Raw genomic sequence first — 25,482 nt, 5'->3', positions numbered from 1 at the left:
ATGGTGACATTACCTGATCAATAATAAATGTACGGAGGTAAAATATGGCACATATTCTTATTGTTGACGATGAAAAGAATATCCGCAATGTTGTACGCGAATACGCTGAATTTGAAGGATATAAGGTTACAGAAGCCGAAAACGGCATGGAAGCTGTCAATCTCTGCCATGACAATGACTTTGATCTGATCATAATGGATGTAATGATGCCGAGGCTCGACGGATATTCTGCCTGCAAGGAGATACACAAGACGAAGAGCATACCCGTTATCATGCTTTCGGCAAGAGGCGAGGAATATGACAAGCTCTTCGGCTTTGAGATAGGTATCGACGACTACGTTGTCAAGCCCTTTTCGCCAAAGGAGCTGATGGCAAGAGTAAAGGTCGTACTGAAGAGAAACACACATCAGGAGGAGACTGTATCTCAGGACAAATTCTCATTTGAGGGACTTGAAGTCGATATCGCCGGAAGAGAAGTATATGTAAACGGTACTAAGGCGTCCATGACTCCTAAGGAGTACGATCTCTTGTTCTATCTTGTCAAGAACAAGAATATCGCACTTTCAAGGGACAAGCTTCTTGAAGAGGTGTGGGGCTATGACTTCTTCGGTGACGACCGTACTGTTGATACCCACATTAAAATGCTCAGAAACAGCCTTGGAGAGTACCGCAAGTTCATCGTTACACTGAGAGGAATGGGATACAAGTTTGAAGCTGATTAAAAAAAGGATCAGACACGCAGAGAGCAGGATTCCGCTTAAATTCAAGATATGGCTTTATTTTATCATATTCACGGTGATAGTATTCGCCCTGCTGTGGGTATTCCAGATATTCTTCCTTGAAAGGTTCTATAAGGGAATGGCTTACCGTTCTGCCATGAAAAGCATGGATACGATAGTTGAATCCTATGAAAATGATTACAAGAACGGCTACAAGACTCTCTTTTACAAGACCCTGAGCAGTGTTGCGGGAGAGAACGAACAGTGCATATCTATACTTGACAAGTTCGGCAGACCTGTAACACAGGAGCATATTTTAGGAAAATGCATAATACATGACAGGAACAACAAAAACCGCGAACTGATTGACAATATAGACATGGACGACGACGGCGTCATTAAAGGACCGATGATCAATCCCTACACAAACAAGGAAATGCTTATCTGCGGATGCAGGATAGGAACTGCCTCCAATACCCAGGGGTATCTGCTCATAAACTCTACCCTTGAACCCGTAGGCGCTACGGTAAATATCATCAAGCGTCAGCTCATGATCATAACTGGTGTACTGGTGATAATGGCATTCGTCATTTCACTGTATCTTGCAAAGCGAATCGCAATGCCGATAGACAGGATAACAAAGTCAGCGGAGCGGCTTGCTAAGGGCGATTTCAGTACAAAGTTCGACGGAAGGGGATACCTTGAAGCTAAGAAGCTTGCTGATACTCTTACATACGCTGAGAAAGAGCTTTCAAGAGTCGACACCATGCAGAGAGATCTGATCGCAAACGTGTCTCACGACCTGAGGACGCCGCTGACGATGCTGAAAGCCTATGCGGAGATGATACGCGACCTTTCAGGAGACAACCCTGTGAAGCGCAACGAGCATCTGGAAATAATAATCAGTGAAACAGACCGTCTTGCGCTGCTTGTAAACGATATGCTCGACCTTTCAAAGCTGGAGAGCGGAAAGCAGAAACTCACTCCGTCCGAATTCGGGATAAGCGGCAAGCTGGGAGAGATAATAGAACGTTTCAAGGGACTTTCCGAGAAAAACGGCTACCATATCATGTTTACTCCAGATGAAGAAAGGATAGTATACTGTGATGTCGTCAAGATAGAACAGGTCATATACAATCTTATAAACAATGCGCTGAATTATACCGGAGAGGACAAAAAGGTCTTTGTCCGTCAGATAAACAAGGAGGACGGTGTGCTTGTCGAGATAGAGGATACCGGCGACGGCATCGAGGAGGACAAGATAAAGCTGATCTTCGATAAATACTACCGTTCTGAGAACCACAAGCGAGAGGTAGTCGGCACCGGACTTGGTCTTTCCATAGTAAAGGCGGTGCTGAAGATGCATAATTTTGATTACGGTGTCCGCAGTACGCTCGGAAAGGGTTCGACATTCTGGTTCAAGATCAGGAATGTTAAGAAGAATTCTGAATAAAACAACGCTTTTTTATCGGTATACTTTTCGTAAACCGGCATGAAAGGCTTGATATCGGCGTTAGAAAAGAACGTATCACCGTGATTCCGTTCATGAGAACTATTAAAGGTTACTTATAAGCATAAAAAGTGATAACTGGCTATGATTCAATTACAAAATAATACTCCAAGTATTATATAAGTGGACATTTACAGTACACCTTGTGCAGTATTAACAAAAAAGCAATTTTATTCGCCTTAATTTTCTCTGCTGCTCGATCAACATTTTCACACAAAATACATAAATATGTGATATAATATAAATGCTGAGGGAGAATATCCCGAGGCTGATTTTCATGGTAGTTTAATGTTTACCCCAACATTAAATTATTAAATCCCCAATAATCCCTATATCATGGCAGATGAGCTTCCTGAAAAGGAGGCTCATTTGTTTTGTGCAAAAAATTGTTGCATTCATGCAATTGCCTATTGACATATTTCCGACAAAGGTGTATAATACTTTCATAACCTTATCAAGAGCGGCGGAGGTAACAGGACCGGTGAAGCCGCAGCAACCTGACCGTAATGAGTCGAAGGTGCTAATTCCTGCGGTTTTATCCGGAAGATGAGGGCTTTGTGCGATCATGACTTCTCGGATAGAGAAGTTTTTTTATTTTCAGGAGGGTTTTTTTATGAGTAAATGCTTTTTCACATCTGAATCAGTGACCGAGGGACATCCCGACAAGATCTGCGACCAGATCTCTGACGCGGTGCTTGACGCTATTCTCGAACAGGACAAGCTCGGAAGAGTTGCCTGCGAGACCTGCGTTACAACCGGTATGATACTCTGTATGGGCGAGATAACGACCTCAGCAGATATCGATATCCCAAAGATCGCCCGTCAGGTAGTTATCGACATCGGTTACGACAGAGCAAAGTACGGCTTTGACGGTCATACCTGCGCTGTGCTCACATCTATCGACGAACAGTCGCCTGATATCGCTATGGGCGTTAACGAGGCATTTGAATACAGAGAAGAGAACGGCGAATCTGACGGCCTTTCAAACGGTGCCGGAGATCAGGGAATAATGTTCGGCTTTGCCTGCAACGAGACCCCTGAGCTCATGCCCCTTCCGATCTCACTTGCTCACAAGCTCTCCATAAAGCTCACCGAGGTCCGCAAGGACGGTACTCTCCGTTATCTCCGTCCCGACGGAAAGTCACAGGTAACTGTTGAGTATGTGGACGGCAAGCCTGTAAGAGTCGATGCGGTTGTCGTTTCTTCACAGCACTCCGCGGATGTTTCCCTCAAGCAGCTCCGAAAGGATATCGAGGAGTACGTTATAAAGGCAGTTATTCCTTCAAAGCTCATGGACAAGAACACAAAGATTTACATAAATCCTACAGGACGTTTCGTAGTAGGCGGTCCTCAGGGCGACAGCGGTCTTACAGGACGTAAGATAATCGTTGATACATACGGCGGATATTCACGTCACGGCGGCGGAGCTTTCAGCGGAAAGGATCCGACTAAGGTAGACAGAAGCGCAGCTTATGCAGCACGTTATATCGCAAAGAATATAGTTGCAGCAGGTCTCGCGGACAAGTGCGAGGTACAGCTTTCTTATGCTATCGGTGTTGCTAAGCCTATCTCTGTACTTGTTGATACATTTGGCACAGGCAAGGTTGACGAAGAGGAGCTCGCCGAGGCAGTTACAAAGGTATTCGACCTTCGTCCGACAGCTATCATCGAAATGCTCGACCTCAGAAAGCCTCAGTACAGACAGCTTGCCGCTTACGGTCATATGGGACGCGAGGAACTCGGCGTTGCATGGGAGAAGACAGACAGAGCAGATGCACTCAGGGCAGCTCTCTCATAAGGCATAAATATGGAAGAGCTTCGTAATTACCTTGTACTGAGATTTACCAATGCGGTGTTCATTGAGATATTCGGCAGATATGCCTCAAACTCGGAAATGGCTGAGTTTGTTGCAGAGGACGGTTCCGTAAGTATGACATTCAGAATGGTGAACGGGATACTTAATGCTCCCGACACCTGTGAAGAGACTCTCAGTCTAATGTATGTTCTCTTCGAGACAAATCCGGATTCAGCTGTTGGAAAGGTATACAGGGCGCATCAGCGGGAGATTCTCCGCGAGACTGTATACAGGCTGTCGCAGGTGCTTGACGGATTCAGCGATATACGTATGATTGTACACTCTGAAAAAGCGGACGAGAAAGCTCCGGGCGGTATCAGAACAACGCATAAGGACGTGACTATATCAAGGACGCGCAGTACGGAGACTTTTTCCGGGAAATAAAAACAGAGCCATAAAGAAGCTTGTTCTTCTTTATGGCTCTTTCTGTTCACTGAGCTTGTAGCCTTTGATGGGAGAGGCAGTCATTTCACGTATAAGTCCGCTTTTCCTCAGAGATAGCGATCCGTCTGTTCCGACTATTATATGGTCTGCGAGGACAGCTCCCAGCTTTGAAAGGGAAGCGATGAGATTGCTTGTGAATACGATATCTGCCTCAGACGGAGCGGAACTGCTGCCAGGGTGATTGTGGGCAGTAAAAAATATGGTACAGTCGGTTTTTACGACGAAATCAGCAATATCACGGTATGAAGCCGATACCCTGTCAGTCGTGCCGGAGGCGAGGATCTTTGAACTGCATACCCGGAATTTTTTGCTGACAGCTGTAATTATCAGCTTTTCACCCACCGCTCCGATGAAATGGCTTGAAAAGTATCTTTCGGCAGAGTCTGTATCGCTTATCGTCCTGATCACAAAGCGCTCTGTGTAGAGAGAGCGGCTGATGCATGGGATAAGCTTCAGCAGGACTGCCGTATTTTCGTTTATGCGGCTGTCTTTCATGAGAAGATGTGGATCGGCGTTCACGAGGGCGTTTACGCTGCCGTATTCTCCCAGAAGATCCGAAGCGAGAGAAGCAGCATTCTCACAGCGTGCGTAAATAAGCAGGAGTTCCAGCCGTTCATGCTCGGAAAGACCTGAAAAGCCGAGTCTTTTGTATTTATCAAGGAGCTGCTGTCTGCGCAGCTTTTTATTATTGTCCTGCATGGCTCAGAAGGTAAATGCACCGCTTCCGCGCATGGAAAAGAAACTGCCGCCGCCTGCTATTATAAAGTCCCTGAAACTTATTCCGACAGCTGAAAGCAGCTCACCGAAAAAGTGGACTGTTGCATAGTCACGGTCATCAGGAACAGGTATTCTGTATCCGTGGTTTATTCCGGCGCAAACTGAGGAAGCGTTGCTTCTGAGTATGATCGCAGCCATTTCTCTTGGCGATATCCTGCCTGTGAGGATATCCCCGGTGGGAACAGTTACGACTCTCAGAAGCTCATATTTAGAACTGAGACAGAGTATGGTGCATATATCAGATGAAGAATCTGAAAACTGCTCGGCGATACAGGTGAAGAGCTGCTCATTCGACAAAAGTGTCTCGCTGCTGTGGGAGTTCCGGAGATAATCCGTACCGAAATCGTACATCAGCTTCAGAAAGGCAGCACCGGCTTCACCGACTCCCTTTACGCTCATAAGCATATCGGAACCGGCTGAGAGAACTTTTGCGGTATTTCCGAATTCGTCCGCAAGTGCGTGGGCAATGCCGTTGGTATTGACTACGGGACGAGCGTAGAACATGAGCAGTTCAAGGAGCTCATGGTCGAAAAGACCCTCCTGTCCCGAATCAAGGAAGCGCTTTCTCATACGCTCCCTGTGTCCTGCGTGAGCGTTTTTGCCGTTCATTCCATATCCCCCCCCGTTTTGTGTTTTATTTCTTTATTTGCCTGCCGGTTTCCTTTACGTTGGTCCTTCCGAGGATATAATCAACGGAAACACCGTAAAAGTCAGCAAGTATCAGAAGATGTTCAACAGGAATAGTCTGAAATCCGCGTTCATAGCGCGAATATACAGTTTGGCTCGTGTGAAGAAGCTCGGCGATCTTTGTTTGGGTCAGGTCGGAATCTTCACGCAGATCTTTCAGCCTCTGAAAATGCATATAATCATCTCCTGTAGTATAATGTGAAGTTAGAACCTTTCGGTACTAATGACTTTATCACATTAATCGGAGATAATGTTGCTTTGAGTACTTATTGGTACTAAAAAATGTCTTACCGTCATAGCGGACTATAGTCTGCCCTAATTACAGTCGTATATTTTTATGTAGAATAGTTGTTAAAATGATACAAAAATACGTAAAAATAATTCAAAAGTGCATACAGGAAGCGTTGACTTGAATTATTAACAATGATATAATTACAGTAGATAATTATGCGTACTTTGTACGGAATTGGAGGAGTTTAAATGAGATTCAGAAAAATCCTGAGCGGACTTGCGGCGCTGGCGCTTTCTGTTTCCGCTTTTGCTGGACCCGGAGCTGCTGAGTTTACAAAGCCGTTCGCTGCACAGGCGGCCGCAAGCTGGAAGTTCGACTTCGGCGGCAGCGGCGCAGCCGGAGGCTATACCGGCGTATCAGCTTCAGACGGCTATAATTCTGGAAGAGGCTACGGCTTCGCACAGACATGGAACGTGGCTAATGTGAATGCTGGCGGAAGCGGAGTTCTTGCAGACGCAGTGCAGTTCAAGGACTATGGTACAGGCAATACCTTCAATGTTGATCTGCCGAAGGGACTTTACGAGGTAAAGGTAACTGTGGGAAATGCTCCGCGTACTACCATAAAGCTTGAGAGCATGGTGCAAATGATGAACCTCACAGGTTCAGGTGCGACCGAGACTGTGAAGCTCCCCGTCACCGACGGTCAGCTGAATATACAGGCTGTGGAGGGTATGAGCAACCGCGAGCAGTCTATAGCTGCCGTGGAGATAACACAGCTCAATGATACCGGGGAAATGCCGCCTACTGTGTGGATATGCGGAGACTCAACAGTTGCAAATTACTATAACTGCGCAGACACCTCGCAGCATGGCTGGGGACAGTTTTTCAGCGGCAAGCTCGGCGGAACTGCATACGATGTCCGCAATATGGCTACCAGCGGACAGTACGCCAAGGGCTTTGTGGACGCAGGACAGTTCGCACCTATAGAGACCTACGGAAAATCCGGAGACTATTACATAATCTCCATAGGCATAAACGATTCAAACTACTCCAACGAAACGGAGTATTACAACACTGTCACCGATATGGTAAAGCGTGCCAAGGCTAAGGGCATGACGGTAGTCCTTGTAAAGCAGCAGGGCAGGAGAGGCGATCTGCAGCGCAGCCCGAAACTGACCGGACGCTGGTACGGCGGCTCTCTCGATAAGATAGGCAGCGAGCAGAGCGTTCAGGTAGTTGATCTGTTCACAAGGTGGCAGAATTTCGGCCTTTCCGTGGGCTATGACGGAATGGCTTCATACTATGCCATAAAGAACGATGGTTCTGCTGATGATCTCCACCAGAGCAAAATGGGCGCTCAGAAGATAGCGGAGATTATGCTGGAGGAGATACAGTCAGGCGCAAGAGAGCCCGTACACCCTGACGCAAACGTCAGCTATATGTTCAGGAACGTCAACAGCGGTCTTTACATGGAGGTCGCTGACGGAAACTTGACAAGCGGCGCAAATGTTCAGCAGGGACAGTCAGGCGGTGTTTCACAGCTCCATAATACATGGAAGTGCATACAGGCTACAGGCGATTATTACTACATAAAGCCCGTTGATTCCGAGCTCTGCCTCTATGTTGACAACGGCAGCCGCGACAACGGCGCGAATATAGTGGTTGCGGATAAGAATGGCTACAGCGACCAGTTCTTCAAGTTTTCCGACAACGGCGACGGTACAGTTACCATACTCACAAGGGCTTCAAGAGATGCCTCTGCGGTAGAGGTGGGAAGCGCCTCCACCAGCAGCGGAGCCAATGTACAGCAGTGGGAGGTAAACGGTCACGCCTGCCAGAAGTGGGAAATGATAGAGGTCGATGATATCGTTATAACGGTCCCAACGACTACCACAACGGTCACTGAAACAACTACGACCACTGTGACCGAGACCACAACTTCTTATGTACCCGATATCTCAATAAAGTACGGTGACGCGAACTGCGACGGCGGAGTTGATCTTTCAGACGCTGTGCTCATAATGCAGGCTTTGGCAAATCCAAACAAGTACGGTATCGGCGGCACCGGCAGAGCTATAACTGCTGACGGTGTGCGCAATGCAGACGTTACGGGCAACGGCGACGGCATGACGGTTGCAGACGCGCTGTTCATACAGACTTATCTCCTCGGTCTCAACGATCTTCCGACAAGTGCTGCTGCACCGATGACAACTACTACCACTACGGCTACGACCAACACCACCACAACTACTGCGCCTGTTCCGGTGAAGTACTACGCGGCAGACCAGACATGGAACGACGGTATCATCGAGACGGTAAACTCCGGATATACCTGCGATAAGGGCTATGTGAACCTCGGCAACAACACTGACAGCAACATTACATTTACGGTGAATGTTTCTTCTGACGGAAACTATATGACCCATATCCGCTTTGCGAACGGCTCCACCAGTGACCGTAAAATGAAGCTTTTTGTAAATAATAATCTTGATTTGTGCTGGATGCAGTCCTTCCCAGGCACAGGCTCATGGACTGACTGGCAGGAATACGGAATCGTTCTGCCACTGAAGGCAGGTAACAACACTATCCTCATGCAGTCGGCAATGTCGGAGGGAGCTCCGAATATCGACTATATCGAGCTTATCATCACGGACGAGCCCTACGCTGAGATATACGACCCGTCACAGGAGCAGCAGAGCTCCGGAAGCGGTCAGCACACTCTCTATATCGCAGGAGATTCAACGGTACAGAGCTACCGTGAGTCATACGCTCCGCAGCAGGGCTGGGGCTATTATATGAAGGATTACTTCAACGGTGATATCACTGTTGCAAATCACTCTATAGCAGGAAGAAGCTCCAAGAAGTTCTATGACGAGGGCAGGTGGCAGACCATTGCAGACAGTCTCAGAGAGGGCGACTTCGTAATGATACAGTTTGCGATCAATGACGCAGGCTCTGCAAATGCCGACAGATACGCTCCTACCTGCGGAAACGTGGACAATCCTTCATCGGGCTCATATGAGTGGTATATGACTCAGTTCATCAAGTCCGCAAAGGACAAGGGAGCAACTCCCATACTTGTAACCACGACTATTGGTATGAAGGCTTACTCAAACGGCAGGTTCGAGAACAGCTATACCAACTACAACGAGGCTTGTTACAACCTTGCGGGAAAGTACAGCATACCCTGCATAGATCTTAATACCCTTATGGTTAACCATTACAACTCCGTTGGCTATGATACGGCAAAGAGCTATCACCTTATGGGAGCGGTTTCCGGCTCTACGGACGGTACCCACTTCTGCGAGAAAGGCGCGAATATCGTTGCCGGACTTGTTGCGGGAGAAATAAAGAAACAGGGCATAAGCGGTCTTGCTTCATATCTTAAATAACAGTCAGCATACAGCAGAAAGGCTTCACTCAGGTGGAGCCTTTTTTGTGCCGTTTTATGTTGACATGAGTGTAAAAAAGGGGTATAATGTCTAAGTGCTTTATACTCAGTATAAAATACAATACTATATATTATAAGGAGATACAGGATGGAAACAGCAAAACCAAAGAAGAAGCACAGGATACTCAGGACGATACTGAAAGTACTTGGGATAATCTTCGCAGTTATACTCATTGCAGTAGTGATACTTGCCATAAGGAACCGCATACTCAGCAAGAGTGATAAAAAGCTTTATGCAGATGTTTACGGAGAATACTACACGACAGATTCAGGCGACAGGATCAATTATACATTCTATGACAGCAGCTCAGACAGAGTTGCGGTGATACTTCCGGGATACGGCTCTGCGTCAGCTCATTACGAATTTGATACCTTCGCAAAGAGGATCAACGGCGATTACAAGCTTGTGATAGTCGATCCGATAGGAGTCGGACTCAGTGACGAGACCGATACTCCAAGGACTGTTGAGAACTACTGCACGGAACTCCATGGACTTATGGAATATCTCGGCTATGACAGGTATACTATCATCGGTCATTCCATTGCGGGACTGTATTCGCTTTACTACGCAAATCAGTATGCTGATGAGGTGGAAGCCTTTATAGGCATAGACGCTTCCGTGCCGCATCAGGTAGACTCTGACGAGTGGATGGCAAAGCCGGACAATCAGTACAAGGTATATAAGGTACTGAGAGCGGCATTTGTAAAAACAGGCATATACCGTGTGGTCACAGAGCTTGGTATGGACGCTCTTATGGAACAGATACCCACACTTACCGAAGCGGACAGGGATATTGTATGTGCAATGAACTGTTCAGTTCCAATGAATGATACGCAGATGAATGAACTGAAGCTGCTCGGAAAGAGCATAGAGACCTGCTACGATATGAAATTCCCGGAAACAGTACCGGTGCTTTACGTTCTCGCAAATGACAACTGCGACAGGATGCCGGAGTGGGAGCCCATGCACAAGGAGCTTGTTACCGCCCCGGAAAGCAGAGTGGTAAGTATCGACGGTACCCACTATCTGCATCATACAAACCTTGACGGACTTCTCAGCAAGATGTACGGCTGGGAATGCTTTGCCGGTCCAGGTATAACAGTTTCAGAGAACAATGAGGAAGCTGCGTAAGCAAAGAATATAATAAAAATTAGCCCGAAAGCGATAATGCCTTCGGGCTTTTGTCATGTATCTTATTCTATGGTGACTTTCTTCATTACCTGAGGAGTTGTTGGCTTGTCGTTATAGTCTGTAGCGCACTCTGCTATTTCGTCAACTACCTCCATGCCCTCTATTACCTTGCCGAAAGCGGCATAGTTTCCGTCAAGATGAGGAGCGTCCTCGTGCATGATGAAGAACTGGGAGCCTGCTGAATCAGGCATCATTGAACGAGCCATGGAGAGTACACCTCTTGTGTGCTTGAGGTCGTTCCTGACTCCGTTTGCAGCGAACTCTCCCTTGATATGCCAGCCGGGACCGCCTGTGCCGGTGCCGTTGGGGCAGCCGCCCTGTATCATGAAGCCGGGGATAACTCTGTGGAAGGTGAGTCCGTCATAGAACCCCTGCTTTATGAGCTTTTCAAAGTTCTCGCAGGAGATAGGAGCGATATCGGGATAAAGCTCTATCTTTATCTTCTTTCCGTTTTCCATTTCGATGATTACCATAATTTTTTCCTCCGTTTTTTTAATTCAGTACGATTGTAAAGTCAGTCCTTATCTCAGTGACAGGTTCTGCGGTAGTCGGGCGCTCTGCGCGTTCAGCGGCTTCCATTGAAGCCATTGTAGCCTCATACTGTTCGAGTATGGACAGAGTGGTCGTCGGGATCTCGTCAGGATCAATCGGTACAAGACCGATCGCGTCGCCGAACATATCTGTTACTGTAGCGTACTGCACCTCTGTTACAGACTCAGTAGTTATCGGGACTGTTTCGATGATGTCGCCGAGCATATTTGTAATGACTACATAATTGAGCGTATCCGGCTCGGTTGTTGTAGTTACCGGCAGAGCCGGCGGAGTCGGACTGTTTGTGAAGAGCTCGTCAGGATAGGTAGTTGACTTGCTGCTTCGGTTTTGGTTGTTTATAGTATTTATATCCTCTGCGCAGGACTTGCCTGCAAATATTATCAACGCTGCTGCCAGGATCGCGATACAGAGCGCCAGTAAAGATCTTTTCTGCATGATAACAGCTCCTTGGGATAGGGGAAAATTATATTCTGAGTTGTCCACGGCAATGACTGCCATAAAGCGGTCATTGAGGACACACTATATTATAATCCAATAACTGTGTATTGTCAAGTGCCGGAGGGCTTTACGACAGCGGGAAGCCTGCTGCAGCCATTAAAGCGAAGAATGCTGAGAATCCGCATATAAGCATAAGATATGAACAGATACGCGGAAGCGTCAAACGATATACGTCATGCGGTGCGGAGGGATTTATCCTGAGATTTATAGTTTCTCCCACAGAGACTGCACGGCGTGACATGAGATCCTTGTGAGTGTAGTATATACCGTTATATGTATATGACCAGTAAGGGCGGTACTGATCGCCGTACCTTCCGTGTAAATACTGCACATAAACGCATTCGGCAGTGATCTCCTCCGTGCAGCGGCGTTTCTTGACAATGTTGTATACAGCTGGCATGAGCAGGATAAGTATGCCGCAGTCTATCAATGAGCAGCAGAGCGCTATTACAAGAATATCCGGGAACAGGACTGCGGTCAGACTGAATATCAGAAGTGTAAGTCCGAGCAATGCAGGTATAATCAGCAGCAATGCAATATCGTATCTTTTTACTTGTTTCAGGCTTATGGAAAGAAGCATGAAGCCGGCAAAGAAAAGGATACCCTGTACTATGCCGAGGGTCGTGCCTTTAAGCAGGCTCAGAAGTACGAGCGCAGCGGATATCATTATTATCCCTGCCGCACCTTCCCATAAAACAGCCTTCGGCGGAGTTATACCGGCATAATTGGTATCGGAAATGTCATCATCGCTGTCGGCGGAATTGCCGGAAATGAGCTCTATTTCCTTTTTTTCACGTTCCATGGCTTTTTCTCCGAATATACGGTCTATAAAGTAGCATACCGCCGGCACACCGGCAGCAAGGATAAGACCTGTCGCAATAATAAGCCCGGCGAGTTCCTTGTCTGAACTATAAAAAAAGAAAGCACCGCATATCAGGATAAATCCGGCTATCATTGAAATGGCTGTTATTTTCATCAGACCGGGAGATGAAGGCGGAGCCTTCTTTTTTTCAAAAGGCATATTATAGGCGTAGTTTATCATTGACTTGTCTGCGCCTGAAATTTCTATCGCTCTTTTTAATTCCTTTGCCTGATCTTCAATGGAAAGCTTTTCAAATTCCGGCAGTGTCATGAGCTGAGACTTGATTTCCGGGAGGCATTTTTCCGTTATGAGTGAATAAGTAACTCTGTGATCCATTTTGTTTATTCCTTTCAGCGAATTATTCTATAAGTCCGCGTATTCCTTTTTCAGCAAAGGCTTTCTTGTAGTATACAAGCTCGTCTTTTATAAGGTCGTCGATGACCTGCATACCGAGAAGCTCAACGGGTGCTTTGTCGTCTGTGAGTATCCTGCCCTTTGAGGTATAGGGTACGAGCTCCTGCTGAACTTTGTCCATAAGCTCCCTGAGGGGAGCATTTTCGATGGCTTCGGTATTCCGGCTGAGCAGGGAGAGCATATCGCTGCTGTCAGAGGCAAAGAGCTCGCGGTTTGTTGAGTTGGGTACGTCTACGGTGTATACATTACCGAACACATCTGAGATAGTGTCGGAAAGATGACCGTTTATTCCGTCGGAGCTGTCGGAGCGCATATTCATATTGACTGCCATTACGCCGCCCTCGTTGAGATGCTCCTTTACAAGACGGAAGAATTCCACTGAGGACATCTGAAATGGGATGGTAATATCCTGATAGGCGTCAACAAGTATTACATCGTACTTTTTCCCGCAGGCTGCAAGGAAAGCCCTGCCGTCGTAGGTAGTGACCTTTACCTCATCAGGGAGCTCAAAGTATCTGTGGGCGAGGTCTGTGATCTTTTCGTCTATTTCAACTCCTTCGGCTGTCACACCGCTGAAGTAGGTCATGCACTGCTTGGCGTAGGTGCCTGTTCCCATACCGAGGACGAGTATATCAGCGGTATCGGGTGAAGCTGTCATAAGGGGAGCAGCCATAGCGTAATCGTAGTACATACCTGTCAGTTCTCCGGACTTCACGTATACCGACTGAACCCCGAAGAGTACATTTGTTGAGAGGTAGGTGTGGTCTGCGTCGTCGGATACCTGTAAATAGTTGTATACCGACTCGCCCTCATAGGTGAGCCCTTTTTCCCAGAACGCAAAGCCCATTGAGGGCGAGGCAAAGCAGCATACTAAGAAGAGGACAGACGCTGTAACTGTTTTTACAGCGCCGCACCTGCTGCTGATGAAGTACACAAGACCTATCACAAGCATTATTCCTGCGAATATGAGGAATGTAACGGCTGTTCCCACAGCAGGTATGGATATGAAGGTGGGGACGAAGGTGCCAATTATCGAGCCTATGGTGTTGAAAGCACCGAGAGTTCCCACGGTCCTGCCGCTGTCGTCGAGGGAGTCAACGGTATACTTGACAAGCGAGGGAGTGACGGTGCCAAGCAGAAACAGGGGATAAACAAAGATTACCATGCAGGTGAGAAAAGCCGCCCATATCAGAAAATTTGTATTGACGGTGAGGACGAGCAGTCCGGATATGCCGGCAATTATGAACTTGCCTGCGAATGGTACGGCAGCTATCCATACAGCGGCAACGAGTATCCGGCCGTAAAGTCTGTCAGGATCGGGATTCTTGTCAGCGCTCCTGCCTCCGTAAATGTTTCCGAGAGCCATGGCTATCATTATCGTACCTATTATAATGGTCCATACGATCTGTGAGGAACTGAAGTACGGAGCAAGCAGTCTGCTTGCCCCAAGCTCGACAGCCATGACGGACATACCCGCAAAGAACTCGGTCATGTACAGGTACCATTTGTTTTTCAGTATCTTTGGCAGCGGCTTTTTTTGTGGTGCAGCTTTATTCTTCATATATATCTCCTTATTTTATCAGGTTGTCAGCGTGTATCGTTCAAGAGCCGATAACAAATCAATTATATCACAAATGAGGTGGAGTTGTAAAGTGGTATAATCGGCAGGCTTCGGGCATAGACTTTATCGGGAGGAGATATTATGGATAACAGAGTTCCCGATACGGAGAGATACAGACAGGAGCTTATGAAGCTCTACAGCAGGAGCGCTTCAAGAGGAGAGGACGAAAAGCTCCCGGAGGAAGTCAATGAGGAAGCTCCCGACGATACAGCCTATTCTGAGTTCACTGACAGTACGGAGCAGGAGGACTACAACAGCCGCTATCCGGAGCCGGATCTTTCAGAGCTTGACACCGATTTCGGAACTGCTTCGACGGAGGACGCCGAGCCGCCTGAGTATGACAGCAATGACCTGATCGGCACCGACAGAGGCTATATACTTGTGAATGTGAGGACGGGAGACGATTCTTCAGCTGTGGAGGGAGCTTCCGTGGAGGTGACGGCGGTCGTTGACGGAAAAAGGCTCATACTTGCTTCCGGAGCGACCGACAGCAGCGGAGTTTCACCAAGGTTTTCGCTGCCTGTTCCCGACATTGAGCACTCACAGTCTCCGGGATCTGCGGAACGTCCCTATAATCTGTTCGATGTGAGCGTGTACGCGGAGGGATTCTTCAGGGCAAGGAGCGTGGACGTTCCCGTATTTTCAGGTATAACCTCTGTTCAGAACTTCAACCTCGTACCTGTTCCGCTGATGATGAACAGCAGCGACGAAACAGTTACATATTACAATGCTGAGCCGGATTTCCGCGGCGGAAAGGAGTGAGCCATGCTTACAGGCACTCCGTTTATACCGGAAACTATTACTGTACATTTGGGCTTTCCTGATTCAGCTGCTCCGAATGTGGAGGTTGACTTTGCTTCCTATATCAAGAATGTGGCTTCCAGTGAGATATACCCCACATGGAACGTCAGCGCCCTCAGAGCCAATATCTATGCTATAGTTTCATTTGCGCTGAATCGCATATATACCGAGTGGTACCGTTCGCGGGGGTATGATTTCGACATAACCTCCACTACACAATACGATCAGAAGTTCATAAACGGCAGGGAATACTTCGAGAATATCAGTTTTCTCGTTGACGACCTGTTCAACGACTATGTGAGGCGGAGGGGGAGTGTTGAGCCTCTTTTCACTTCCTTCTGCAACGGTACCACCTCTACCTGCAGCGGTCTTTCACAGTGGGGCACTCAAGCCCTTGCGGAGAGGGGATACGATTCGCTGGAGATACTGAAATATTACTACGGTGATGATATAGAGATAGTGCAGGACGCTCCGGTGAAGACGGCAATGCCGTCATATCCGGGAAATGAGCTTAAAAACGGCGATTTCGGAAATGATGTGAAGTTCGTGCAGGTATGGCTTAACCGCATATCAGGAAATTTTCCTGCGATACCCAAGATACCTGCCGCAGACGGTATATTCGACACACCTACCGAGGCTGCTGTGAGGAAGTTCCAGCAGATATTCGGACTGGAGGTCACAGGTACGGTCGATGCCTCGACATGGTACAGGATAACCTATATCTATACCAGCGTCAAGCGTCTTGCGGAGCTGGATTCCGAGGGTGTACGCTTCGAGGATATAATGCCGCGGTTCACCGAGGATCTGAGCATAGGTATGCAGTCGGTAGAGGTGAGTATGCTACAGTATTATCTTGCAGTTATAGGCGCATACTACGAAGCGGTAATACCTGTGGAGATGACCGGATATTTCGGTGAGCAGACAGAGCGTTCCCTGAAGTCCTTCCAGCGTGTTTTCGGACTACCGCAGACGGGTATCGCCGACAGAGCCACACGGAACGATCTCTATCGGGCGTATCAGGGCATAGTTGAGAGCGTGCCGCCTAAGTATACCTATGTCGCCCTATATCCGGGAACGGTTCTGAGAGAGGGAGCCAGCGGAGATTCCGTGAAGATAATACAGCAGTATCTTACCTATATAAACAGGAGCTATAACAATATACCCGCGGTGAGCGATACTGGCTATTTCGGACCTCTTACAAAGCAGTCGGTGACGGCGTTCCAGAGACAGTTCGGAATTGATCCTACGGGTATAGTGGGAGCTGTTACATGGGACAGGATAGCAGGAGTATATTCAGACCTGCGCTATGGCTTCGACAAGCGTCCCTACCAGAATCCCGGCTATACTATAAAGTAGGGAACGTCTCTCCGGCGTTCCGAGCCGTTAGTTTGCAGGGGCGGATATTATCCGCCCGTGTACACCTGACAATAAAAAATTCCCCTGGCATTAAGCCCGCGAAAGCGGATACTGTATTTTTAGGAACGGAGTTGGTTTTGTGCCATATACAGAGGAACAGAAAAAGGAACATATACGAGAGCTCCAGAGCTATCTTTATGCAATATCTCTCTTTGACAAGCGTGTACCGCAGATAGTTCCGGACGGTGTGTACGATAAGTACACTGAGCAGGCTGTGGCAGCTTTTCAGCGAGCCTACGGGCTTCCGGAAACAGGTGAGACGGATACAGCCACATGGGACAGGATAGCCGCAATATACCGTGATTATCTTGAGGGAGCACCGGCGGCTTATCATGTTTTCCCGTCAAGGAGCTTCATAGTCTGTGAGGGCGACAGCGGCGAACTGGTCTATATCATACAGGCTATGCTCTGGAAGGCGGCAGGGCGTTTTGACAATATGCCGAGGGTGAGAGTAAGCGGTGAGTACGACGGAGCAACAGCCAGAGCGGTGGATTTTTTCAGGAGCTGCTGCGGACTTCCTGCGGACAGCTCAGTTGACTGCCTTACATGGAATATGCTTGTGCGTTTCCTTGAGGTGAGTTATTGACTTTTTTGTCCTCTGAAACGCCTGCATAGAGTGTGTAAAGTAAGAAATGGTGATTTTACACATATTCGTAAAAAATTGAACATAAATCATCATATTATCCACCTGAGGGATATAATTTATTGATTTTACACCTTTAGTATTGACAAAGTGAATTTATTGTTATATAATTAGCACATAAAGCTGGCCGGTTTTAAATATTTTAAAAAGGATATGAAACAAATGAAAAACGCAATTAAAAGAACATTTACTATTTTTGCAGCAGCAACCACACTCCTCGTATCAGGAGCTTCTATGACAGCAAACGCTGCACATAATCACTGTTGTTGTTCAGGCACAACCACAAGAGTTATCAGATGCCTTACCGGTACACACAATGTTATGGGCGTATACAGCAACTGCTGTGGTCACTTACTCTGGACATATACCACATGATTCAGAAAATAAAATAAGCAATGAGCTCTCCTTATAATGAGGGGAGCTTTTTTATATGTTAATGCTTTTGTAGTCAGAATTAACAAAAAATTCAAAAAGTTTTTCGCATTGTCCACCTTTGGGTGATTATTTGTTGAATATACACGTTTAGTATTGACAATCAACATAAAATGTTGTATCATACATAACATAAAGCCGTACACATAAACGGTATTTACAGCCGTCTTTGTTCCGGCACGTACAAACGGATAACTGCACTCAACATGATATAAGGGAAGCATCACACTATTTTCATTCACCAATCTCACCAATAAGACCATAAGGTCTTAAATTTAAAGTAAAGGAAGTAAAAAACAATGAAAAAGGCAATCAAAAGAACATTCACTATCTTAGCAGCGGCAGCCACACTCCTTGTATCAGGAGCATCTATGACAGCAAATGCAGCTTGTCAGTATCACCATGGTACATATCAGAACGGATATTACATTGATAATTGTTATTATGGCGAAACATATACTTACTCATGGAAAGGACATAAGTATAGGAAGACAGCAAAGTATTGCAAGTGCTGCAACCAGTTTGTTGGATATACTCCTGGTCAGTATGTATGGGGTACGTGATAATCTGAACTCTAACTGACGATAAATGTAATAAAACAGCTCCCCTCATATGAGGGGAGCATCATTAAACCATGATAGGAAGAAAATACTATGATAAAGTTAAAAGAATTGATTTCGATAGCGATTCTCGGACTTGTTTCAATGGCAGTTCTTGCTTCATGCGGCGACGAACTGTTCAGAGGTGAAAGTGACTGGGCTAGACATGGACCGGGACCGGAACCGACTGTTGTATTTGTACAAGGTCCGCTGAACGGTGAAGTCGGTGATTACTGGCTTGAAGGTGACAAGCTCGTTGGAGTTTCGTCAAGCGGTAAAGATGTAGAGTTTTATCAGGAAAACGGTATTTGGAAATACAATGTTAAATGATGATAAGCTCCCCTCATATGAGGGGAGCTTTTCTTTGTTCCGGCAAAAGACTGCGTTCATGCTATAGATAGTATTATATATATATGTATGTATATACTAACGATTTTTACATATAGCTTGAAAAAGTGCAGAAAAGGTCTTGACAAATACAGATTCAGACGATATAATAATCACATGAACTTAAAAAGGGTTCAAAATGCCCTCAGTTTGAAACGACTTCGTTTATGAATGGCTGAGGGCTGTTACGATTTACAGATTCATAAACGATGCGCTTTTTTAAGGAGAAGATGAATAATGCGCATAACCCATAGAGAGCGTAATAAAAAAATAATAAAATTTGATTTAATGATATTTGCGCTAATGATAGCCTCTTTTTTTACAGGTATTAATCTTGTCAATTTTGGTGTTATTATCTTTTTTATCATTAAAATTTTCTTTCGTAAAAAAAGTACCTGAATTTTGAATATGATTATCCGGACGAATCCGAATACTTCGACTTCAAACATGAAGACGAATATGATTACAGAAAATATGATGAAAGGCTGAGATGAGAACATTAAGTTTCAGTTATTTTTATTATTAGGACCGTATCTTAACCCAAAATTTTACAAATCCCTTGATATCATTTCTTAAAGGAGGAGATGATACTATGTTAAGATTATATTTGAAAGAGTTTATTATAATGACAGAATTGATGACGAAAGGCTGAGGTAATGGGAATGTAATTCCGGATCTCAGCCTTTTTTATTGTTGTTACGGAACAGTCTTACAGTTGATTTGTATTTGACTTTATACAGTTAATGTGATATAATAAATTAAATGTGTCTGTCAGCGGACAGAATGAAAAACTACAAAGGATTGATAATATGGACTATAAAGCACTTGCAGATTACCTTTTCCCCGATGTTACGGCAACTCCTGAGGATATAGAGGCACGTTTCCCGGAGAGACAGCTCCCGGCAGGAGCCAATGTCACACGTATTGGTCCGAGTCCCACGGGCTTCGTTCATCTCGGAAACCTTTACAACGCTATAATCGGCGAGCGTATAGCTCACCAGTCACAGGGTGTTTTCTACCTCAGGATAGAGGATACGGACAACAAGCGTGAGGTTGAGGGGGCTGTTGAGACAGTTATAAACGCTATGGACTACTTCGGCGTACACTTTGATGAGGGTGCTACTGCAGAGGGCGACAACGGAAGCTATGGTCCATATCGTCAGCGACAGCGCAAGGACATCTATCACGTTTTCGCAAAGCTCCTAACTGAAAGAGGACTTGCTTATCCATGCTTTATGACGGCAGAGGAGATAGAGGCAGTCCGCGAGCAGCAGACCGCCAATAAGGAAAATCCCGGAGTATACGGTAAGTATGCCAAGTGCAGAGACCTCAGTCTTGATGATGTAAAGGCAAATATCGAAGCAGGCAGAGAGTGGGTCCTCCGTTTCAGAGGTCAGGAGACCAATGAAACTATCGCTGTCGAGGACGCTATCCGCGGCAAGCTTGAAATGCCACGCAACAATATGGACTTTGTGCTTCTGAAGAGCGACGGTATCCCCACATATCACTTTGCTCACGTAATAGATGACCATTTTATGCGCTCCACCCATGTTATACGCGGCGAGGAGTGGATATCCTCACTGCCCATGCACGTAGAGCTTTTCAATACTCTCGGCTGGAAGCAGCCAATATACTGTCATACCGCTACTCTTATGAAAATGGACGGTGAGAGCAAGAGAAAGCTCTCCAAGAGAAAGGATCCAGAGCTTGCACTGGCTTACTACCAGCAGGAGGGAATCAGCAAGGACGCTGTATGGGAGTTTCTTCTCACCCTGTTGAATTCCAACTATGAGGAATGGCGTATTGCCAATCCTGAAGCCGACTATCACGAATTCCCATACACACTGGAAAAGATGTCTGTGTCGGGAGCTCTTGTTGACCTCGATAAAATGAGGGATATATCCAAGAACGTAATATGCCGCATGACCGCAGAGCAGGTACGTGACGGCTGGCTGGAATGGTGCAGCGAGTACAATAAGGACTTCGCAGAGCTGATAAACAAGTACCCGGAGAGGACGCTTGCGGCCCTCAATGTTGGCAGGGGCGGCGAAAAGCCAAGACGTGACATCGAGACATGGAAGCAGGCCTGCGACTTCATGAGCTTCTATTACGACGAGACCTTCAGAGTAACGGACGATATGCCGGAGGAGTGCGATGAGGCTACGGTAAAGGATTTCTTCGGAAGATACCTTGCGTCTTACGACCACAGCGACGATTCTGCGGCGTGGTTCACCAAGGTAAAGGCTATCACAGAGGAAATGGGCTTCGCAGTAAAGCCCAAGGACTACAAGAAGAACCCCGACCAGTTCAGGGGAAGCATAGTACATATCACTAATATGCTCCGTATAGCTCTGACAGGACACGCAAACGCACCCGATATCTGGGAAGTGAGCCACGTTCTCGGCGAGGAGATCACACGCAAGCGCCTTCAGGCTTTTTCATAATGCGGAATTCGGAATGCGGAATGCGGAATTAACAGTGTTCGCTATCGAAGACTGATTTAAATATTATCGCGTAAGCGATACCGATAATTCCTAATTCCGAAATCCTAATTCCGAATTATATAAAGAGGTAATAAAAATGTCAGACAATAAAGAAAAGAAAAATTTTGAGATACCCCGTCCTGTGTTCCCGAAAAGAGCTGTTGTCACAGGCGGTATGCCCTACGGCAACAAGGAGCTCCATTTCGGTCACGTCGGTGGTATGCTGGTATTTGCGGATACCTATGCACGCTTCCTGAGAGACCGCATAGGCAAGGAAAATGTTATATTTGTCAGCGGTACGGACTGCTACGGCTCTCCTATCGCAGAGGGCTGGAGAGTAAAGGTCAAGAACGGAGAATTTGAAGGCTCTCTTGAGGATTTCGTACAGAGAAACCACAACAAGCAGAAGGAGACTCTTGCCGCTTACGGTATAGCTCCGAACCTTTTTGCGGCTTCAGGTCTCGGACGCTCCAAGGAGATACACGCTTCTGTCACAGACCGCTTCATCAGCTCACTTCACAAAAAAGGACAGTTGGATCAGATAACTACCATGCAGTTCTTTGACGAGAAGGCAGGAGTTTTCCTCAACGGCAGGCAGGTCATAGGAAAATGTCCCGTAGACGGCTGTACTTCCGAAAAGGGCTATGCCGACGAGTGCGACATGGGACATCAGTATATGCCTGAGAACCTTATAAACCCTGTCAGCACACTCACAGGTGAAACTCCCACCATGAAGCCTGTTACCAACTGGTATTTCAAGCTCCGTGACTACGAGCAGCTTATGAAGGAATGGGTGGAGGAGCTGAAAAAGCGCAAGGATATCCGTCCTGTTGTATGGAAGACTATAGACGAGTTCCTCAAGAATCCTGTCATCTACATAAAGCGTGAGTTCGAGGAGAAGTACATGGAGCTGAAAACCTCCATGCCGGAGCATAATTACATAGAGGAGCCCAAAAAGCCCTCATTTACTATAGAGTTCAGCAAGCTCTCGGACTGCGATGAAGCCTGCCGAATACTCACTGAGAACGGTATACGCTACAGAACAGGAAAGACCCTTGTACCCTTCCGCCTTACCGGAAATATCGAGTGGGGAGTTCCAGCACCTGTCATGGACGGCGTTGAGGGACTTACCGTATGGGTATGGCCTGAGTCGCTGTGGGCTCCTATCTCCTTTACTGAGACTTATCTCGAATCTATCGGTCACGACAAGGAGGAGTGGAGAGACTACTGGTGCAGCAAGGACGCGACAGTATACCAGTTCATAGGTCAGGATAATATTTATTTCTACGGTATCGCAGAGCCTGCAATGTGGATGGCACAGCAGGAGAGCGATACAAAGACCGCTTCACCTGCCGACGGAGAGCTTCAGCTCCCTGTTATCGTTGCAAATCATCACATACTCTTCCTGGACAAGAAGGCTTCAAGCTCAGGCGCTGTAAAGCCGCCTATGGCTGACGACCTGCTTAATCACTATACTCCTGAGCAGCTCCGTATGCACTGGCTGGGTCTCGGTCTGGGACAGCGCTCGGTAAGCTTCATGCCCAAGCCATATAATCCTGATGCAAAGCCGGAGGACGCTGATCCTGTAGTAAAGGACGGTCTGCTCCTTTCAAACGTATTCAACCGCATGATACGTACTGCTTTCTATACAGCTCAGAAGGAGCTTGACGGCGTTATGCCGGACAATGCTCCCGAGGAGAAGTTCATTGAGGAAGCTAAGAAGGCAGTCCTTGAGTATGAGAGGCATATGTCAAAGTTTGCATTCCATCAGTGTACCTATGTACTTGACAGCTATATCCGCAACGGAAGCAAGTATATGGCAAAGGCGCTTAACGGCGAGTATCCCGACAAGGAGGCTTTAAAGCAGGCTCTTGCCAATCTGTTCTACATGATAAGGATAGCAGGTGTGCTCCTGCACCCGATGGCTCCCTTCGGTACTGAGAAGCTCCGTGAGTACCTTGATGCTGACGAGAGGATATGGTCATGGGATACTATCCTTGAGCCGCTTACATACTTCACAGGAAGCGATCATAAGCTGAAATTCCTGCCTCCGAGAACGGACTTCTTCACCCGTCACGAGAGCCAGTTTGCTTCTGCTGAAGAGTGATCTTTTTAAGGAGGAGATGCTGTGAAAAAGAAGACCAAATCCATCGTTTCAGTGATATTAGTCTGTATTCTTCTTGTTCTGTTCGTACCTGTACCCACAGGAGCATACAAGGACGGCGGCACACGTATGTATACGGCTCTGACGTATAAGGTAGTCAGGTGGCGTGTACTTCTGGACAATGCGAAGTACGAAAAGACTTCCGTTTTTCTGCTCCCCGACAATTTCAAGAACTACGAAGAATTATGGGATATTGAAAAGACAGAGAAATGGGACGAAAACAAGGTCGTTCATTATTAAATGAACGATGACTGACAAAGCGGAAGAACCGTAAAATAGCTGTTTATAATTTTCAACTCATAAAGGAGTTATTGACCAATGATATACAACAACGTTCTGGAGGCTATCGGACATACTCCGATGATAAAGCTGAACCGAATGAACAAAAAGGGAAGCGCAGACGTCCTCGTAAAGTTCGAGGGACTCAACGTAGGCGGTTCCATAAAGACCCGCACAGCCTACAACATGATACGCCATGCGGAAATGGAAGGCAAGATACACGAGGGAACGATAATCGTAGAGCCTACGAGCGGCAATCAGGGAATAGGTCTTGCACTTGTTGGAGCTGTCAAGGGCTACAGAACTATAATCATCATGCCCGATTCCGTCAGTGAGGAGCGCAGAAAGCTGGTCAACCATTATGGTGCTGAGGTAATGCTGATACACGACGACGGAGATATCGGCAAATGCATACAGGAGTGCCTTGATACTGCCCTGAAAATGGCAGAGGAGGACGAAAATGTATTCGTTCCGCAGCAGTTCGCAAACGTGAACAATATAGGGGCTCACAAGTATCATACAGCCCTGGAGATACTGGAGCAGACCGCAGTAAAGATAGACGGTTTCTGTTCCGGAATAGGCACAGGCGGCACTATCACGGGAATCGGTGAAGCTCTGAAAGCTCAGTATCCCGATATGGTGATATGGGCTGTGGAGCCTGAGAACGCTGCCATACTGGCAGGAGGAGATATAGGAACTCATCTGCAGATGGGCATAGGCGACGGGATAATCCCAGATATACTCAATCAGAATATCTACGACGATATATACATAGTTACTGACGAGGAAGCAATACAGACCGCAAAGGATCTTGCCTCAAAGGAGGGTATAATGTGCGGTATATCAAGCGGCACAAATGTAGCTGCTGCCCTGAAGCTTGCCGAAAAGCTGGGCGAGGGCAAGACCGTGGTAACGATACTTCCCGACACTGCGGAAAGGTATTTCTCGACGCCGCTTTTTGAAGACTGATTAAGACGCCCGAACGGCGTTAATATAAGGAGGTATATTTATCATGAGCAAAATTAACGATTTTCTTACGGAAGCAGGAATCTTCTATGTTGCGACAACCGACGGAGCACAGCCTAAGCTCAGACCTTTCGGAGCACACATTGAGGTGGACGGAACCGTTTATTTCGCAGTCGGCGACTTCAAGGCTGTCTACAGACAGATGCTCGCAAACCCTCTCTGCGAGATAGTTGCCTGCAAGCCTGACGGCTTATGGCTCCGCTACACGGGAAAGGTAGTCTTTGACGAGGATCCTAAGTATGAGGAAGCCATGTTCGCAACAAGCCCTCTTCTTAAAGAGATCTACAACGAGAAGACAGGCTTCAAAATGAAGATATTCCATCTTGAGGAAGCAAAGGCATTCATTATGCCTCAGATGGGACAGCCGGAACAGATACTTTAAAAAGCCAAAGCCATGAAGTAAAGCTTCATGGCTTTGTTCGGCTTATGGTCCGGCTA

24 protein-coding genes and 1 riboswitch are annotated in these 25,482 nt (G+C 46.8%); of the genes, 17 read left to right on the top strand and 7 right to left on the bottom strand.

Annotation, left to right across the window (positions count from 1 at the left end; translation table 11 throughout):
* The first annotated feature begins 44 nt into the window (after nucleotides 1-44).
* From QZZ36_RS04780 to QZZ36_RS04765, 4 genes are all read left to right on the top strand, one after another.
* Nucleotides 45-722: a response regulator transcription factor gene (locus QZZ36_RS04780; RefSeq protein ID WP_295077660.1), complete on the top strand. Its 678-nt coding sequence runs from the start codon at nucleotides 45-47 to the stop codon at nucleotides 720-722.
* Nucleotides 709-2,172 (top strand): HAMP domain-containing sensor histidine kinase, encoded by a 1,464-nt coding sequence (locus QZZ36_RS04775; protein WP_295077658.1) that lies wholly within the window; start codon nucleotides 709-711, stop codon nucleotides 2,170-2,172. The genes QZZ36_RS04780 and QZZ36_RS04775 overlap by 14 nt, the downstream gene beginning before the upstream one ends.
* 505 nt (nucleotides 2,173-2,677) lie before the next feature.
* Nucleotides 2,678-2,782: riboswitch (SAM riboswitch) on the top strand.
* A 60-nt stretch (nucleotides 2,783-2,842) separates the two neighbouring features.
* Nucleotides 2,843-4,027 (top strand): methionine adenosyltransferase, encoded by a 1,185-nt coding sequence (gene metK, locus QZZ36_RS04770; RefSeq protein WP_295077654.1) that lies wholly within the window; start codon nucleotides 2,843-2,845, stop codon nucleotides 4,025-4,027.
* Nucleotides 4,028-4,036: 9 nt separating this feature from the next.
* Nucleotides 4,037-4,468, top strand: coding sequence for a hypothetical protein (locus QZZ36_RS04765; RefSeq protein WP_295077651.1), 432 nt, complete (start codon nucleotides 4,037-4,039; stop codon nucleotides 4,466-4,468).
* 30 nt (nucleotides 4,469-4,498) lie between these two features.
* On the opposite strand, the gene QZZ36_RS04760 is transcribed toward QZZ36_RS04765, so the two are convergent.
* Genes QZZ36_RS04760 through QZZ36_RS04750 form a run of 3 tightly spaced genes read right to left on the bottom strand, consistent with a single transcriptional unit; the run spans nucleotide 4,499 to nucleotide 6,167 of the window.
* A complete protein-coding gene (locus tag QZZ36_RS04760) occupies nucleotides 4,499-5,227 on the bottom strand; it encodes a JAB domain-containing protein (protein ID WP_295077648.1) in 729 nt (242 codons plus the stop codon).
* 3 nt (nucleotides 5,228-5,230) lie between these two features.
* On the bottom strand, nucleotides 5,231-5,914 hold the full coding sequence (locus tag QZZ36_RS04755) for a JAB domain-containing protein (protein WP_295077645.1): 684 nt from the start codon (nucleotides 5,912-5,914) through the stop codon (nucleotides 5,231-5,233).
* 25 nt (nucleotides 5,915-5,939) lie between these two features.
* A complete protein-coding gene (locus tag QZZ36_RS04750) occupies nucleotides 5,940-6,167 on the bottom strand; it encodes a helix-turn-helix transcriptional regulator (protein ID WP_295077642.1) in 228 nt (75 codons plus the stop codon).
* A 305-nt stretch (nucleotides 6,168-6,472) separates the two neighbouring features.
* On the opposite strand from QZZ36_RS04750, the gene QZZ36_RS04745 reads away from it, so the two are divergent.
* The gene (locus QZZ36_RS04745) at nucleotides 6,473-9,616 is read left to right on the top strand and encodes a GDSL-type esterase/lipase family protein (protein WP_295077639.1); all 3,144 of its coding nucleotides are present in this window, start codon (nucleotides 6,473-6,475) and stop codon (nucleotides 9,614-9,616) included.
* 147 nt (nucleotides 9,617-9,763) lie between these two features.
* Nucleotides 9,764-10,807, top strand: a complete 1,044-nt coding sequence (locus QZZ36_RS04740; RefSeq protein ID WP_295077636.1) for an alpha/beta hydrolase — start codon at nucleotides 9,764-9,766, stop codon at nucleotides 10,805-10,807.
* Nucleotides 10,808-10,869: 62 nt separating this feature from the next.
* Here QZZ36_RS04740 and QZZ36_RS04735 read toward each other — a convergent pair whose 3' ends face one another.
* From QZZ36_RS04735 to QZZ36_RS04720, 4 genes are all read right to left on the bottom strand, one after another.
* The gene (locus QZZ36_RS04735; RefSeq protein WP_295077633.1) at nucleotides 10,870-11,340 is read right to left on the bottom strand and encodes a peptidylprolyl isomerase; all 471 of its coding nucleotides are present in this window, start codon (nucleotides 11,338-11,340) and stop codon (nucleotides 10,870-10,872) included.
* 19 nt (nucleotides 11,341-11,359) lie between these two features.
* Nucleotides 11,360-11,854, bottom strand: coding sequence for a hypothetical protein (locus QZZ36_RS04730; RefSeq protein ID WP_295077630.1), 495 nt, complete (start codon nucleotides 11,852-11,854; stop codon nucleotides 11,360-11,362).
* Nucleotides 11,855-11,984: 130 nt separating this feature from the next.
* Nucleotides 11,985-13,115 carry a hypothetical protein gene (locus QZZ36_RS04725; RefSeq protein ID WP_295077627.1) on the bottom strand — a complete coding sequence of 377 codons (1,131 nt, stop codon included), beginning with the start codon at nucleotides 13,113-13,115 and terminating at the stop codon, nucleotides 11,985-11,987.
* Between the two features lie 22 nt (nucleotides 13,116-13,137).
* Complete coding sequence (locus QZZ36_RS04720; protein WP_295077625.1) at nucleotides 13,138-14,754, bottom strand: fused MFS/spermidine synthase; 1,617 nt, start codon at nucleotides 14,752-14,754, stop codon at nucleotides 13,138-13,140.
* A 141-nt stretch (nucleotides 14,755-14,895) separates the two neighbouring features.
* Here QZZ36_RS04720 and QZZ36_RS04715 point away from each other — a divergent pair, with 141 nt between their 5' ends.
* From QZZ36_RS04715 to QZZ36_RS04665, 11 genes are all read left to right on the top strand, one after another.
* Nucleotides 14,896-15,576, top strand: a complete 681-nt coding sequence (locus QZZ36_RS04715; RefSeq protein ID WP_295077621.1) for a carboxypeptidase regulatory-like domain-containing protein — start codon at nucleotides 14,896-14,898, stop codon at nucleotides 15,574-15,576.
* Between the two features lie 3 nt (nucleotides 15,577-15,579).
* On the top strand, nucleotides 15,580-16,971 hold the full coding sequence (locus QZZ36_RS04710) for a peptidoglycan-binding protein (RefSeq protein ID WP_295077618.1): 1,392 nt from the start codon (nucleotides 15,580-15,582) through the stop codon (nucleotides 16,969-16,971).
* Nucleotides 16,972-17,110: 139 nt separating this feature from the next.
* Nucleotides 17,111-17,617, top strand: coding sequence for a peptidoglycan-binding protein (locus QZZ36_RS04705; protein ID WP_295077613.1), 507 nt, complete (start codon nucleotides 17,111-17,113; stop codon nucleotides 17,615-17,617).
* Between the two features lie 219 nt (nucleotides 17,618-17,836).
* A complete protein-coding gene (locus QZZ36_RS04700) occupies nucleotides 17,837-18,049 on the top strand; it encodes a hypothetical protein (protein ID WP_295077610.1) in 213 nt (70 codons plus the stop codon).
* A 356-nt stretch (nucleotides 18,050-18,405) separates the two neighbouring features.
* Nucleotides 18,406-18,669: a hypothetical protein gene (locus tag QZZ36_RS04695; RefSeq protein WP_295077607.1), complete on the top strand. Its 264-nt coding sequence runs from the start codon at nucleotides 18,406-18,408 to the stop codon at nucleotides 18,667-18,669.
* Nucleotides 18,670-18,759: 90 nt separating this feature from the next.
* Nucleotides 18,760-19,035: a hypothetical protein gene (locus QZZ36_RS04690; RefSeq protein WP_295077604.1), complete on the top strand. Its 276-nt coding sequence runs from the start codon at nucleotides 18,760-18,762 to the stop codon at nucleotides 19,033-19,035.
* An 866-nt stretch (nucleotides 19,036-19,901) separates the two neighbouring features.
* On the top strand, nucleotides 19,902-21,536 hold the full coding sequence (locus QZZ36_RS04685; RefSeq protein ID WP_295077600.1) for a glutamate--tRNA ligase: 1,635 nt from the start codon (nucleotides 19,902-19,904) through the stop codon (nucleotides 21,534-21,536).
* A 136-nt stretch (nucleotides 21,537-21,672) separates the two neighbouring features.
* Entirely contained in the window at nucleotides 21,673-23,682 is a 2,010-nt protein-coding gene (locus tag QZZ36_RS04680; RefSeq protein ID WP_295077597.1) for a class I tRNA ligase family protein, read from the top strand.
* 21 nt (nucleotides 23,683-23,703) lie between these two features.
* On the top strand, nucleotides 23,704-23,979 hold the full coding sequence (locus QZZ36_RS04675; protein WP_295077594.1) for a hypothetical protein: 276 nt from the start codon (nucleotides 23,704-23,706) through the stop codon (nucleotides 23,977-23,979).
* 78 nt (nucleotides 23,980-24,057) lie between these two features.
* Complete coding sequence (gene cysK, locus QZZ36_RS04670; RefSeq protein WP_295077591.1) at nucleotides 24,058-24,987, top strand: cysteine synthase A; 930 nt, start codon at nucleotides 24,058-24,060, stop codon at nucleotides 24,985-24,987.
* A gap of 43 nt (nucleotides 24,988-25,030) precedes the next feature.
* On the top strand, nucleotides 25,031-25,426 hold the full coding sequence (locus tag QZZ36_RS04665; protein ID WP_295077588.1) for a pyridoxamine 5'-phosphate oxidase family protein: 396 nt from the start codon (nucleotides 25,031-25,033) through the stop codon (nucleotides 25,424-25,426).
* Nucleotides 25,427-25,482: the final 56 nt, after the last annotated feature.

The organism is Ruminococcus sp., assembly GCF_016287535.1.
Taxonomy (GTDB): Bacteria; Bacillota; Clostridia; order Oscillospirales; family Ruminococcaceae; genus Ruminococcus.
The sequence above is the reverse complement of the archived record's forward strand: the minus strand, read 5'-3'. Positions and strand labels throughout refer to the sequence as shown.

What these genes read in the sequence shown, in the direction of transcription:
- QZZ36_RS04695 (WP_295077607.1), top strand. Translation starts at nt 18,406, where the DNA reads ATGAAAAAGGCAATCAAAAGAACATTCACTATCTTAGCAGCGGCAGCC.
- QZZ36_RS04720 (WP_295077625.1), bottom strand. Translation starts at nt 14,754, where the DNA reads ATGAAGAATAAAGCTGCACCACAAAAAAAGCCGCTGCCAAAGATACTG.
- QZZ36_RS04765 (WP_295077651.1), top strand. Translation starts at nt 4,037, where the DNA reads ATGGAAGAGCTTCGTAATTACCTTGTACTGAGATTTACCAATGCGGTG.
- QZZ36_RS04745 (WP_295077639.1), top strand. Translation starts at nt 6,473, where the DNA reads ATGAGATTCAGAAAAATCCTGAGCGGACTTGCGGCGCTGGCGCTTTCT.
- metK (WP_295077654.1), top strand. Translation starts at nt 2,843, where the DNA reads ATGAGTAAATGCTTTTTCACATCTGAATCAGTGACCGAGGGACATCCC.
- QZZ36_RS04750 (WP_295077642.1), bottom strand. Translation starts at nt 6,167, where the DNA reads ATGCATTTTCAGAGGCTGAAAGATCTGCGTGAAGATTCCGACCTGACC.
- QZZ36_RS04740 (WP_295077636.1), top strand. Translation starts at nt 9,764, where the DNA reads ATGGAAACAGCAAAACCAAAGAAGAAGCACAGGATACTCAGGACGATA.
- QZZ36_RS04680 (WP_295077597.1), top strand. Translation starts at nt 21,673, where the DNA reads ATGTCAGACAATAAAGAAAAGAAAAATTTTGAGATACCCCGTCCTGTG.
- cysK (WP_295077591.1), top strand. Translation starts at nt 24,058, where the DNA reads ATGATATACAACAACGTTCTGGAGGCTATCGGACATACTCCGATGATA.
- QZZ36_RS04760 (WP_295077648.1), bottom strand. Translation starts at nt 5,227, where the DNA reads ATGCAGGACAATAATAAAAAGCTGCGCAGACAGCAGCTCCTTGATAAA.
- QZZ36_RS04715 (WP_295077621.1), top strand. Translation starts at nt 14,896, where the DNA reads ATGGATAACAGAGTTCCCGATACGGAGAGATACAGACAGGAGCTTATG.
- QZZ36_RS04665 (WP_295077588.1), top strand. Translation starts at nt 25,031, where the DNA reads ATGAGCAAAATTAACGATTTTCTTACGGAAGCAGGAATCTTCTATGTT.
- QZZ36_RS04685 (WP_295077600.1), top strand. Translation starts at nt 19,902, where the DNA reads ATGGACTATAAAGCACTTGCAGATTACCTTTTCCCCGATGTTACGGCA.
- QZZ36_RS04735 (WP_295077633.1), bottom strand. Translation starts at nt 11,340, where the DNA reads ATGGTAATCATCGAAATGGAAAACGGAAAGAAGATAAAGATAGAGCTT.
- QZZ36_RS04710 (WP_295077618.1), top strand. Translation starts at nt 15,580, where the DNA reads ATGCTTACAGGCACTCCGTTTATACCGGAAACTATTACTGTACATTTG.
- QZZ36_RS04700 (WP_295077610.1), top strand. Translation starts at nt 17,837, where the DNA reads ATGAAAAACGCAATTAAAAGAACATTTACTATTTTTGCAGCAGCAACC.
- QZZ36_RS04780 (WP_295077660.1), top strand. Translation starts at nt 45, where the DNA reads ATGGCACATATTCTTATTGTTGACGATGAAAAGAATATCCGCAATGTT.
- QZZ36_RS04755 (WP_295077645.1), bottom strand. Translation starts at nt 5,914, where the DNA reads ATGAACGGCAAAAACGCTCACGCAGGACACAGGGAGCGTATGAGAAAG.
- QZZ36_RS04725 (WP_295077627.1), bottom strand. Translation starts at nt 13,115, where the DNA reads ATGGATCACAGAGTTACTTATTCACTCATAACGGAAAAATGCCTCCCG.
- QZZ36_RS04730 (WP_295077630.1), bottom strand. Translation starts at nt 11,854, where the DNA reads ATGCAGAAAAGATCTTTACTGGCGCTCTGTATCGCGATCCTGGCAGCA.
- QZZ36_RS04690 (WP_295077604.1), top strand. Translation starts at nt 18,760, where the DNA reads ATGATAAAGTTAAAAGAATTGATTTCGATAGCGATTCTCGGACTTGTT.